The organism is Vreelandella sp. 2A-K22 (assembly GCF_054065485.1).
Genome location: NZ_JBSUGC010000031.1, coordinates 1 through 10,731 on the forward strand (window position 1 = coordinate 1; position 10,731 = coordinate 10,731).

At 55.4% G+C, this 10,731-nt stretch carries 12 protein-coding genes and 1 rRNA gene; 3 read left to right on the forward strand and 10 right to left on the reverse strand.

The window, feature by feature from the left end; all coding sequences use genetic code 11:
* Window positions 1-77 (forward strand): 5S ribosomal RNA (rrf, locus tag ACW17M_RS23840); the annotation flags it as partial.
* A 333-nt stretch (window positions 78-410) separates the two neighbouring features.
* A complete protein-coding gene (locus ACW17M_RS23845) occupies window positions 411-1,742 on the forward strand; it encodes a deoxyguanosinetriphosphate triphosphohydrolase (protein ID WP_039860938.1) in 1,332 nt (443 codons plus the stop codon).
* Window positions 1,743-1,753: 11 nt separating this feature from the next.
* Here the strand turns inward: ACW17M_RS23845 and ACW17M_RS23850 are convergent, their stop codons facing one another.
* The 3 genes from ACW17M_RS23850 to ACW17M_RS23860 form a co-directional block, all read right to left on the reverse strand.
* On the reverse strand, window positions 1,754-2,662 hold the full coding sequence (locus ACW17M_RS23850; protein ID WP_009288695.1) for a nuclease-related domain-containing protein: 909 nt from the start codon (window positions 2,660-2,662) through the stop codon (window positions 1,754-1,756).
* Window positions 2,663-2,731: 69 nt separating this feature from the next.
* Window positions 2,732-3,106: a translation initiation factor Sui1 gene (locus ACW17M_RS23855; RefSeq protein WP_027958965.1), complete on the reverse strand. Its 375-nt coding sequence runs from the start codon at window positions 3,104-3,106 to the stop codon at window positions 2,732-2,734.
* A 2-nt stretch (window positions 3,107-3,108) separates the two neighbouring features.
* Window positions 3,109-3,807 carry an HAD family hydrolase gene (locus ACW17M_RS23860; protein ID WP_027958964.1) on the reverse strand — a complete coding sequence of 233 codons (699 nt, stop codon included), beginning with the start codon at window positions 3,805-3,807 and terminating at the stop codon, window positions 3,109-3,111.
* A gap of 286 nt (window positions 3,808-4,093) precedes the next feature.
* On the opposite strand from ACW17M_RS23860, the gene ACW17M_RS23865 reads away from it, so the two are divergent.
* Entirely contained in the window at window positions 4,094-4,525 is a 432-nt protein-coding gene (locus tag ACW17M_RS23865) for a hypothetical protein (protein ID WP_027958963.1), read from the forward strand.
* Between the two features lie 16 nt (window positions 4,526-4,541).
* Here ACW17M_RS23865 and ACW17M_RS23870 read toward each other — a convergent pair whose 3' ends face one another.
* From ACW17M_RS23870 to ACW17M_RS23900, 7 genes are all read right to left on the reverse strand, one after another.
* A complete protein-coding gene (locus ACW17M_RS23870; RefSeq protein ID WP_027958962.1) occupies window positions 4,542-4,892 on the reverse strand; it encodes a hypothetical protein in 351 nt (116 codons plus the stop codon).
* A 150-nt stretch (window positions 4,893-5,042) separates the two neighbouring features.
* Window positions 5,043-6,107 (reverse strand): class II fructose-bisphosphate aldolase, encoded by a 1,065-nt coding sequence (gene fba, locus ACW17M_RS23875; RefSeq protein WP_278371155.1) that lies wholly within the window; start codon window positions 6,105-6,107, stop codon window positions 5,043-5,045.
* 106 nt (window positions 6,108-6,213) lie between these two features.
* Window positions 6,214-7,395 (reverse strand): phosphoglycerate kinase, encoded by a 1,182-nt coding sequence (locus ACW17M_RS23880; protein ID WP_233975504.1) that lies wholly within the window; start codon window positions 7,393-7,395, stop codon window positions 6,214-6,216.
* A 60-nt stretch (window positions 7,396-7,455) separates the two neighbouring features.
* Window positions 7,456-8,493, reverse strand: coding sequence for a type I glyceraldehyde-3-phosphate dehydrogenase (locus tag ACW17M_RS23885; RefSeq protein ID WP_041159555.1), 1,038 nt, complete (start codon window positions 8,491-8,493; stop codon window positions 7,456-7,458).
* A 108-nt stretch (window positions 8,494-8,601) separates the two neighbouring features.
* Window positions 8,602-9,327: an LrgB family protein gene (locus ACW17M_RS23890; RefSeq protein WP_009288691.1), complete on the reverse strand. Its 726-nt coding sequence runs from the start codon at window positions 9,325-9,327 to the stop codon at window positions 8,602-8,604.
* The gene (locus tag ACW17M_RS23895) at window positions 9,317-9,670 is read right to left on the reverse strand and encodes a CidA/LrgA family protein (RefSeq protein WP_027958960.1); all 354 of its coding nucleotides are present in this window, start codon (window positions 9,668-9,670) and stop codon (window positions 9,317-9,319) included. The genes ACW17M_RS23890 and ACW17M_RS23895 overlap by 11 nt, the downstream gene beginning before the upstream one ends.
* 3 nt (window positions 9,671-9,673) lie before the next feature.
* Window positions 9,674-10,731, reverse strand: a 1,058-nt coding sequence (locus ACW17M_RS23900; RefSeq protein ID WP_457548193.1) for a transketolase-like TK C-terminal-containing protein, incomplete at its 5' end; no start/stop codon positions are given.

Here is a 10,731-nt window from a genome sequence, read left to right on the forward strand (position 1 = left end):
CCGAACTCAGAAGTGAAACCGCTTAGCGCCGATGGTAGTGTGGGGTCTCCCCATGCGAGAGTAGGTCATCGTCAGGCACTTATTATGAAAAATCCCTCAGGGCTGATGCCTTGGGGGATTTTTTTTTGCGTGAGGGGGAGGTTGTGAGAGGTAAACGGTGAGGTGTGAGGGGTAAAGGGTGAGCAGTAAAGGGTAAGTCGTGAATCGTGAGCAGGAAGCGTTGGTGAATGGCTATCGCCTGAATATCCTGTTCCGCCTCACGCCTCACGCCTCACGCCTCACGCCTCACGCCTCACGCCTCACGCCTCACGCCTCACGCCTCACGCCTCACGCCTCACGCCTCACGCCTCACACTAACGTGCGGTTTTCCGGCGTTTTATGTCAGAATGCACTCCTCAGGAGGAATGCCCATGACTCAGATGCGCTGGGAACAGCTACTTTCCCCACGTCGTCTTCACGATCAACGCTCAACAAGTACCCGTGAAATCGGTCGTAGCCCGTTTCATAAAGATCACGACCGTATTGTTTTCTCAGGTTCATTTAGACGCCTAGGGCGCAAGACCCAGGTGCATCCGCTAACCGAAAACGATCATATTCATACGCGCCTAACTCACTCGCTGGAGGTTGGCTGTGTAGGCCGCTCCTTGGGCATGATTGTGGGGGAGTTGCTGCGCGATCGCCTGCCTGAATGGATTACGCCTGCTGACCTTGGCGTCATTGTCCAAACAGCGTGCCTGGGACATGACATCGGGAATCCCCCTTTTGGCCATGCGGGAGAGTATGCAATCCGTGATTGGTTTCAGCGCGCTCAAAGCAGTGGCCTGTTAGAAGGCCTTTCAGACGCTGAGCGCGAAGATCTGTTGACCTATGAAGGCAACGCCCAGGGTTTTCGGGTGATTACCCAGATCGAATATAACCAGTTTAATGGCGGTATGCGGCTTTCTGCGGCCACCTTGGGTGCATTACTTAAATACCCTTGGACGGTTCGTTATGGTGGACGAGCGGGCAAGTTTGGCGCCTATCAGTCAGAGCAGGTGCTGCTCAAAGAGGTGGCTGAAGCGGTAGGGTTGCTGCCCCAAGGCGAGCAGCGCTGGTGCCGCCATCCACTGGCGTGGCTGGTCGAGGCGGCAGATGATATCTGCTATGCCCTGTTGGATCTGGAAGATGGTTTGGAGATGGGCATCCTGCGCTATGAAGAGGTTGTCGAAATACTGCGCCAAATTGCCGGAGAGTTTCCGCCCGAGTATGCCGAAATGCAAGATCGTAATGTGTCACAGCGGCGCCGCATTGCACTGCTGCGAGGAGCTGCGATGGAGCGCGCGGTCAATGATGTTGGCACGGTGTTTGTGCAGCACGAGCAGGCCCTGCTGAGCGGCACACTCAGTGAGGATCTGTTGGAGCTGTGTCACCCTGACCTGGGATGGGGCGTGCAGGCGGCGAAGCAGTTGGCTCGAGAGCGCATTTTCCAGAATGAGCGTAAGGCGAAGCTCGAGATTGGCGCCTATACGACACTGGGTATCCTGTTGGAAGCCTTTATTGGCGCTGCACACGAGCTTCACCACACAGGGCACTCATCGTTTAAACACCAGCGTGTACTGGCCCTGATAGGTGAAAACACGCCCCTGCCATCTTGGTCACTCTACGATAGCTATCGGCGAATGCTGGACTTTATCGGTGGGATGACAGACCACTACGCGGTGGATCTAGCCCAGGAGATGGGCGGCCGACTGCGCGGTGATTGAGTACTGTTTAATTAAACCGAAGGTTGGCTCAGGTGCTTCAACTCCATCAACTGAGCGCGCTCAAGAAGCACATTAATGACCTTGTCATGGATGGCATCGTTGAGTGGGCCTGGGGTCAGCTCGGTCAGCTGCTTAGCAAGCGTGTCCCCGCTGACCACTAAAATATCAGGAGCGGCTTCGCTGTTATCTATTTTCCAACCCGGCAGCACCAATACGCCCCGTACCGGGACGGGCACGCCACAGCGCCGCTCTAACCAGTGAGTCAGCCAGTTAACCCCTTGGCGAGTTTTATGCAGTGGCCGACGTTCTTGCCAATGGGGGAAGCGCAACCGTTCGCGTTCCACCGCGACTGTATTGAGTTCATTGCCATCGGTGCCGATAGCGAGTGTTCTTGCCCGTGTCTCAACCACAAATACGCCATGGGGCGTTACTACGACGTGATCGATCGTGAAGCTATCGGTAGGCACATCGTGAAATACATAGTAAGGGTGTGCATCAGGGCGGACTAAGCGCTCCAGCTCTTGGCCAACGGCGAGCTCACAGGCTAAGCCTAACTTTAGCCGTCGGATACGCTGATAGTCGCGTACCAGCAATAATGAAAAAGTCAGTACCAGCAACGTACTAAGTAGCCCATACAACGCCCACTCAACCCAATCCTGTTTATCCACAAACAGCATGCGTCCCATGCCGTAAACTAGCGGGGCGAGGCTGATAATGGGCCCTAATGCACCGTTTAAAAAAAGGCTGGAAAACGCTTGGTCAAGGCGGTGCCGTAGCGCTTGGCCCGGCTCATGAAGGGGGACGTTGAAGGGAGAGTGAACGCGAGCATCGTGCAGGCTGCGCAGCGCGAGGACAATACTGGCCATTGCCGCCATGGGGAATAAAAAAATTAGGGGTAGCACGTATTCCAGCCAAGCCATTGCAGTGCCTTGCTCTATAGCGACTTACCCGATGGTAAGCCCCGATGGAAAGTTATAGTGGCGTAGAGGCTAACCCCCAGCGAGTTTAACTTGGTAGCCAAGGGCGCTTAACTCCTGACGCAGGGTGTCTCGGTGGTCGCCTTGAATTTCAATAATACCCTCTTTAACTGCCCCACCCGTTCCACACCGCTTTTTAAGCGTTTTAGCTAACGTTTTAAGCTCTTCGCCAGGCAGAGGAATGCCACTGACGGTGGTTACGCCTTTACCTTTACGGCCACTCGTTTCGCGGCGAATGCGTACTACGCCATCAAGCGCCGCCAGCCGCTGCTGTTCGCTCAGATCATCGCAGTGGCAGTCATTGAGTGGCTCGCGGCAAGTGGGGCAGGTTTTGCCATGTTCGGTGGAATAAACCAGCCCACCGAGCTGGTCTCGTAAAGAGGCCATTTTTATCCTCCAATTGAGTGTTGGGGCACAGGGGTTTGCCAATACTCACGGGTGAGTCGCTCCACTACAGCGGGTAGCTGATACATATTACTAATCATGATAGCGTTTTCAGGCGTTGTCTCGGCATCCGGGAAACGGTTTAAGTGGATCACCGTCATTCCCGCCTGAAGCGCCGCGCGTACGCCTACTAAGGCATCGTCTATGGCAATGCAGTCATGCGCTGAATAGCCCATGATACTTGCTGCGTGTAGATGTAAACAGGGTTCGGGCTTCCAGCAATTAGCGGTATAGCCACTGAAAAAACGTTTACCGAAGTAGTGGCTGAGCCCTGTCGCTTCTAAAGCCGTATGAATTTTGCTTTCAGGTCCATTAGAAACCACTGCACTGGGATAAGCCGCCAGAGTATCCAGCGCTTCTTGGGCGCCGGGGATGGTGGTCAGCTCTTGGGCAAGCCGGGTGGCTAGATTGGCTCGCATAGAGACTTCCATGCGGTCAAGCTGGTCAGGGTCAACGTTACCGTAGCGTTGTTGCAGTTCAGCAACGATGCGTCGAAAGCGCGCTCCACGAAATTCGCCAAGATAATCAGTAGACGCGAAAGGCAGGCCTACTGAATTGAGCCCGGCAGCCATCTCTTCAGCCAGTAGCGGCTCACTATCGACAAGAGTGCCATCACAGTCAAACAGCAAAAGTGGGAGCGGCATTGTGGTTCCTTGCAGCGGCTGATGCACTGCCAGTGTTAGTTGAAGCCATCCATACTGCTATTGAACGGGATTTTACGTCATTTGTGAACACTGTTTTGTTATTTTTTGCTTGCCTGAACGTGACTCTTGAGCCAGCTTAAATGGCTACACTCATTTTGCTGGCTACTGTTGTAGGCCATCTAGCGTCAGCAGACGCAGTAGTACAAGCGATGGAAATGCCTCAGCTGCGCTGAAGAGATAGTGGGGATGCACTATTCTTTCATAACCACGACATGGAGAATGCCTAATGCGATTAACCCCTTGGTTTCTACCCTTTGCACTTAGCGCTGCCTTATTAACGACCACTGGCTATGTGTTTGCTGATAATCATGCGTCTGAGGGTGAACAGCACGAACCTCTGGATGATGAAGCGCTTGAAGAGGAGTACGGCATTAAAGCGGGATCAGTAAAGCGTGATGAAGGTGAAGGCGCTTCTTCTAGCGATTCCGAAGGCGCTGATGAGCAGGCACGCGTCCGTGAAGAAGAAGAGGAAGAAGAGAAAAACGAAGAAGTAGCCACTAGCGAGGGCGAAGCTGACGTCGAGTTAGAATCGGGTGAGAGTGAAGAGCGAAACCCAGAGGCGGGCACGGGCGGCACTGGCAGCCCAGAAGATGCCATTCATAGCAGCGAAGAAGAGAATAGCGAAGATGACGAGGATGGCACCGACGATAATGCATAACGTCAGTGCCTAAGCGTTACTTGGCGAGTCGGCGCGAGTTGGCGCTACTACGCTGATGGTAAGGCTTCATTGTGCGCTGGCTGGTCACCCACCAGGGAGCCTGCTTGCCGCTCATTGAGTTGAGCAGCGCTTTTTGCATGACGAGGCCAGCTTCCATGCTGGCCTCGAGTTTTTCGGTGACCATACGTTGATTTTCTTGCATCATTTTGGGGCTGAAAAACGGCTGTGTTTGCCATAAATGATTTCGCATAGTGATCGTCGACAAAGACGTCGACCATAGCTCAAAGGCCATGATACCGACTTTCCATATATCGAACATCGCTACCGGGGGAGTGGGCATTAGGGGAAGGGAAGTTGTGGGTTTCATCAGCGTTGTGGCCTCCTTGCTGGAACACGAGACATCGTGACCTCATCTCCAGTGTTAGCGCATCTATGCTGCATTGCAATATCTATTTAATTAGCCACAAAAAAAGACGACCGGTTGGTCGTCTTTTTCGAAAGTGGGCCAATTACAAGCTTATTTTACCTTGGGAGCCAGTTCGCCGCGCTCATAGCGCAGGAACATCTCTTCCAAGCTGAGCGGCTTAATCTTACTGGCATTGCCGGCCGTACCAAAGGCTTCGTAGCGGGCGATACATAGATCGCGCATCGCGGTAACGGTCTCTTTCAAGAACTTACGTGGGTCGAATTCTGACGGGTTCTCAGCCAGGAAGCGACGCACGGCACCGGTAGACGCCAAGCGTAGGTCGGTGTCGATGTTGACCTTACGCACGCCGTGCTTAATGCCCTCAACGATCTCTTCGACTGGCACGCCGTACGTTTCGGGGATCTCACCGCCGTGCTGGTTAATCACTTCCAGCCACTCCTGGGGAACAGAAGAAGAGCCGTGCATGACCAGATGGGTGTCCGGAATCCGCGCGTGGATCTCTTTAATACGCTGGATAGAGAGCGTGTCACCGGTAGGCGGCTTAGTGAACTTGTAAGCGCCGTGGCTGGTGCCAATGGCAATCGCCAGTGCGTCCACATGGGTCGCTTTCACAAACTCTGCGGCTTCTTCTGGGTCGGTAAGCAGTTGCTCCATATCCAGCTTGCCTTCCGCGCCAATACCGTCTTCTTCACCGGCCATGCCGGTTTCCAGGCTGCCCAGGCAGCCCAACTCGCCTTCGACGGAAACGCCACAGGCGTGAGCCATTTCCACCGCGCGGCGGGTAACATTGACGTTATAGTCGTAGTCGGTGGGCGTTTTACCATCTTCACCCAGCGAGCCATCCATCATCACCGAGGAGAAGCCGAGCTGAATAGAACGCTGGCAGACCGCAGGGCTGGTGCCGTGATCCTGGTGCATGACCACAGGGATATGCGGAAACTCTTCGACGGCCGCCAAAATCAGATGGCGCAGGAAGGGCGCACCCGCGTACTTGCGTGCACCGGCAGATGCTTGCACGATGACCGGCGAATCGGTGGCATCAGCGGCTTCCATAATGGCGCGCATCTGCTCAAGGTTGTTGACGTTGAACGCCGGAATGCCGTAACCATATTCGGCGGCGTGGTCGAGCATCTGGCGCATGCTGATCAAAGCCATGAAGTTACCTTATCTATGTTGTAAAGACTGGGTTGTCAAAAGTGGGTTTAAAGACTGAGCTACCAGTTTGAACGATGGTGAGTGTTTAGATTCAAGTCGTGTAATGTTAACCGCGTTTGGCGGCGGCTTCGAGTGCAGCAACGGCAGGCAACTGCTTGCCTTCGACATACTCAAGAAAGGCGCCGCCACCGGTTGAAATGTACGAAACGCGATCCGCAATGGCATATTTATCAATGGCCGCTAAGGTATCGCCGCCACCGGCAATAGAGAAACCTGCGCTATCAGCGATAGCCTGGGCGATTACCTGGGTACCTTTACCGAATTGATCGATTTCAAAGACGCCGACAGGCCCATTCCATAAAATAGTGCCTGCATCCTTAAGCATGCTGGCCAAATGTGCAGCGGTGTCTGGGCCAATATCCAGAATCATCTCGTTATCAGCCACCTGGTCGACCGGCTTGACAACGGCCTTGGCCGACTCAGAAAACTCGGTGGCAACGACAACATCGGTAGGAAGTGGAATCGAGACCTTCTCCATCAGTGCTTTGGCTTGGCCCACCAAATCAGCCTCATGGAGTGATTTACCGACATTGTACCCCGCGGCGGCAATAAAGGTGTTGGCGATGCCGCCGCCGACAATCAGTTGATCACATTTATCAGCCAGCGCGGTGAGGACATCCAGCTTGGTAGAGACCTTCGAGCCGCCGACGATGGCTGCCATGGGCCGAGCCGGGTGTGCCAGCGCTTTCTCAAGTGCATCGAGTTCCTGGGCAAGCAAAGGGCCAGCGCAGGCGCTAGGGGCAAAACGCGCCACGCCATGGGTAGAGGCTTGGGCACGGTGGGCGGTGCCAAAAGCGTCCATCACAAAGATATCGCACAGCGCGGCGTACTGTTTCGCCAACTGCTCATCATCTTTTTTCTCGCCGCTGTTAAAGCGCACGTTCTCTAGCAGTACGACGTCGCCATTGGCGAGATCCAGCGTTTCGTCGACCGTTTCACCGAGATAGGCTTTGATCAGCGGCACTGAGCGGCCTAACAGTTCACCCAAGTGCTCAGCCACCGGCGCGAGGGAAAACTCCTCAGCGGGTTCACCTTCGGTGGGGCGCCCTAAATGGCTCATCAACATCACCTTCGCCCCAGCCTTTGCGGCGGCTTGAATGGTCGGCAGTGCGGCGCGCAGGCGGGCATCGCTGGAGACGCGGCCATGTTTGATGGGCACATTCAAATCTTCACGAATCAGCACGCGTTGTCCTTCCAGGGGAAGGTCAGTCATCTTTTTTACATTCATGGAAGCGGTTTCCTCGTGTTTAGGCCGTGGAACTCAATATAAACAGTTAATGCAAATAGGTTACGTTTCTGTCGAAAGTCTGGCCAGTCGCTGGCTAATATCGAGCATACGGTTAGCGAACCCCCACTCATTGTCGAACCAGCACAGCAGTTTGATAAGGCGCTTGCCAGCCACTCGGGTTTGGGTAGCGTCCAGGATGCCTGAGCGAGGGTCGTGATTAAAATCAACCGACGCCATAGGCGCTTCAGTATAGCCAAGCACGCCCTTTAAGCGCTGCTGACTGGCGGCCAGCAGCAGGTTATTTACATCGTCGCGGTGAGTGTCGCGGCTGACGGTGAGTGCCACGTCCATGGCAGAGACATTGATAGTGGGAACACGTACGTGCAGGCACTCAAAGCGGTTCGCAAGATTGGGCATCAAGCGGCTAATACCCAGCGCCAAGCCGGTATCCACCGGCACAATGGAGTGCATTGCCGAGCGGGTCAGACGCAGGTCGGTCTGGTGGTAGGCATCGATCACCGGCTGGTCATTCATCGCCGAATGAATCGTCGTGGTGACACCGTGCTCAAGGCCGAGAGCTTCATCCAGAACGGTCAACAGCGGCACCAGGCAGTTGGTGGTGCACGAAGCGGCAGAGAGTATGCGCTGGGAAAGCGCCAGCTCGCCTTCATTAATGCCCCACACAATGGTGGCATCGACATCATTTTCCGCTGGCTGGGAAAACAGCAGCCGCTTAGCGCCTGCCGCTAAGTGCAGCTCAGCGGTGGCACGATCTTTAAAGCTCCCGGAGCACTCCAGCACCAGATCCACATCAAGCGCCTTCCAGGGTAACTTGTGTGGATCTTGTTCGCAGAGTACCTGGATGCGCTGGCCGTTGACGATAAGGTACTGACCGTCGTTATCGACGTCACCGGGAAAGCGGCCATGGGTGGTGTCGTAACGGGTTAGATAGGTGATGGTCGCGAGATCAGAGAGTTCATTAATGGCGACCACTTCAAGTTCGGGGTGTCGCCGCTCGACGAGCGCCCGCAACACGCATTGGCCAATGCGTCCGTAACCGTTAATGGCGATGCGATACCTGGGAGCAGAATTAGCCATGCAGAAGGGTGGCTCTTAAAAGTGAATCAACAATAATCGAAATAGGCTAGAACTCGTTGTGATGATAACGTATTTCAGCGGACGATTCTTATTAACTGCCGGTGCCTATCAGCTGCCCATGCTTATTAATCGCCAGGCGAGTGGCAGCAGTACTGCGGTGAAAATACCGGTAAGGCTCATGCCCAGTGATGCAAAAGCCCCAGCGGTGGGGCTGATCTCAAATGCTCTTACCGTGCCAATGGCATGGCCGTTAAGCCCCAGGGCGAAACCGATCAAGCGCTCATCGTCAATATGCAGCCAACGCGCAGCGAGGCTGACACAGGGAATCGTGATCACCCCGGTGACCAGCAGCGCACCCAACAGCAGGGCTACCGTACCACCAAGCTGTTCCGTAATGCCGATAGCGATAGGCGCGGTTACCGATTTAGCGGCAATGGAAGCGAGTATGGTGTCCGAGCTGCCCAGTAACCAAGCAATTGCCAGTGAATAGCAAGCTGCCAGCGTTGCGGCGATGGGTAAACAAATCGCCAGCGGTCGCCATAATTCAACAATCCGCGGCAACTGTTGATAAAGCGGCATACCCAGCGCCACCGTGGCTGGCCCCAATAGCACCGTTAGCCATGTGGCCCCCTGCTGATAGGTAGCGTAAGGCAGCCCTATCAGCGCTAACGCTCCCGCCAGTAGCAGCGCCGCGATCAAAATAGCGGGAAGCCAAGAAGGGCGCTTTAAACGCTGGAACAGCGCACTACCAAGCAAATAAGCGGCGAGCGTTAACCCCACCGCAAATAGCGGGGTGGTGGTTAATAGAGTGAGCAGCGGTGTATCAGCGGACATGCGGCTGCCCGATTAGTCGCTTGAGCAGCCACAGCGTGGTTATCACGCTGAGTAACGTACCCAACACCAAGGCAATAAGAATGGCACTCCACTGCCCAGCCAGTTCGCCGATGATGAAAAACACTCCTACAACCCCGGGCATAATCAGCATAGCGAGGAGCGCAATAAGCGGCTGGGCGGCAGCGGCAATGCTGCTAGGGACACGGCCACGGACGGCGAGCGTAGCGCAGAGCAGCAACATGCCGATCACGCCTGACGAGATCGGCAAAGCGGTGAAGTGGATTACCACTTCACCGATAAGCCAGTAGCTAATCAGCCATAGAAAGCCACTGAGTGCTGGCATGGTTTAGCCGAGTAGTTCGTTGGCTTGCTTGACCACATTGTCGACGGTAAAGCCGAAGTGCTTGAACAGATCCCCCGCTGGTGCGGATTCACCGTAGGTGGTCATGCCGATCACGCGGCCGTCAAGACCCACATACTTGTACCAGTAGTCGGCGTGGGCGGCTTCGATGGCGATACGCTTGGTCACCGCCTTAGGCAGTACGCTCTCACGGTACTCGGCGTCCTGGCCGTTAAAGCGATAGGCCGAGGGCATGGAGACCACGCGCACCGCTTTGCCCTGCTGTTCGAGTTCGGCGGCGGCGTCCATGGCCAGGCCGACTTCAGAACCAGTGGCAATCAGTATCAACTCCGGCGTACCTTCGCTATCTTTCAGAACATACGCCCCGTTTTGAATGGCTGCCAACTGCGCTTTAGTGCGCTGCTGGTGGGGCAGGTTCTGGCGTGACAGTACGAGCGCCGTGGGGCCGGAGTGACGCTTAATCGCCGCATCCCAGGCGGCGGCGGTTTCGACCGCATCACAGGGGCGCCAGGTATTGAGATTCGGCGTGGTACGCAGGCTGGTGAGCTGCTCAATGGGTTGGTGAGTCGGGCCATCTTCACCTAGGCCGATGGAGTCATGGGTAAACACGTAAATCACCTGCTGGCCCATCAGCGACGCCATGCGGATCGAGTTACGCATGTACTCCATGAAGATCAGGAAGGTTGCACCGTAAGGTACCAGACCGCCGTGCAGGGCGATGCCGTTCATGACCGCCCCCATGCCAAACTCACGCACACCGTAGTGCAGGTAGTTGCCGCTGGCGTCTTCCGGGGTGATCGCTTTGGCGCCTTTCCAGAAGGTCAGGTTAGACGGTGCCAGGTCTGCACTGCCACCCAGCAGTTCCGGCATTTGTGGGCCGATCACATTGAGTGCTTCAAACGAGGCTTTGCGTGACGCAATGGTCTCGCCGCGCTCTTGGGCCTGCTCGATCAAGGCTTCGGTGGGCAGTTCCGCGGGCAACTGACGTTTCATCCGGCGGGTGAACTCCCGCGCTTCTGTGGGGAAGGCTTCCGCGTAGCGGG

Excerpts from the sequence above, each read along its gene's own strand:
- ACW17M_RS23845 (WP_039860938.1), top strand. The coding sequence starts at position 411 with ATGACTCAGATGCGCTGGGAACAGCTACTTTCCCCACGTCGTCTTCAC.
- ACW17M_RS23850 (WP_009288695.1), bottom strand. The coding sequence starts at position 2,662 with ATGGCTTGGCTGGAATACGTGCTACCCCTAATTTTTTTATTCCCCATG.
- ACW17M_RS23855 (WP_027958965.1), bottom strand. The coding sequence starts at position 3,106 with ATGGCCTCTTTACGAGACCAGCTCGGTGGGCTGGTTTATTCCACCGAA.
- ACW17M_RS23860 (WP_027958964.1), bottom strand. The coding sequence starts at position 3,807 with ATGCCGCTCCCACTTTTGCTGTTTGACTGTGATGGCACTCTTGTCGAT.
- ACW17M_RS23865 (WP_027958963.1), top strand. The coding sequence starts at position 4,094 with ATGCGATTAACCCCTTGGTTTCTACCCTTTGCACTTAGCGCTGCCTTA.
- ACW17M_RS23870 (WP_027958962.1), bottom strand. The coding sequence starts at position 4,892 with ATGAAACCCACAACTTCCCTTCCCCTAATGCCCACTCCCCCGGTAGCG.
- fba (WP_278371155.1), bottom strand. The coding sequence starts at position 6,107 with ATGGCTTTGATCAGCATGCGCCAGATGCTCGACCACGCCGCCGAATAT.
- ACW17M_RS23880 (WP_233975504.1), bottom strand. The coding sequence starts at position 7,395 with ATGAATGTAAAAAAGATGACTGACCTTCCCCTGGAAGGACAACGCGTG.
- ACW17M_RS23885 (WP_041159555.1), bottom strand. The coding sequence starts at position 8,493 with ATGGCTAATTCTGCTCCCAGGTATCGCATCGCCATTAACGGTTACGGA.
- ACW17M_RS23890 (WP_009288691.1), bottom strand. The coding sequence starts at position 9,327 with ATGTCCGCTGATACACCGCTGCTCACTCTATTAACCACCACCCCGCTA.
- ACW17M_RS23895 (WP_027958960.1), bottom strand. The coding sequence starts at position 9,670 with ATGCCAGCACTCAGTGGCTTTCTATGGCTGATTAGCTACTGGCTTATC.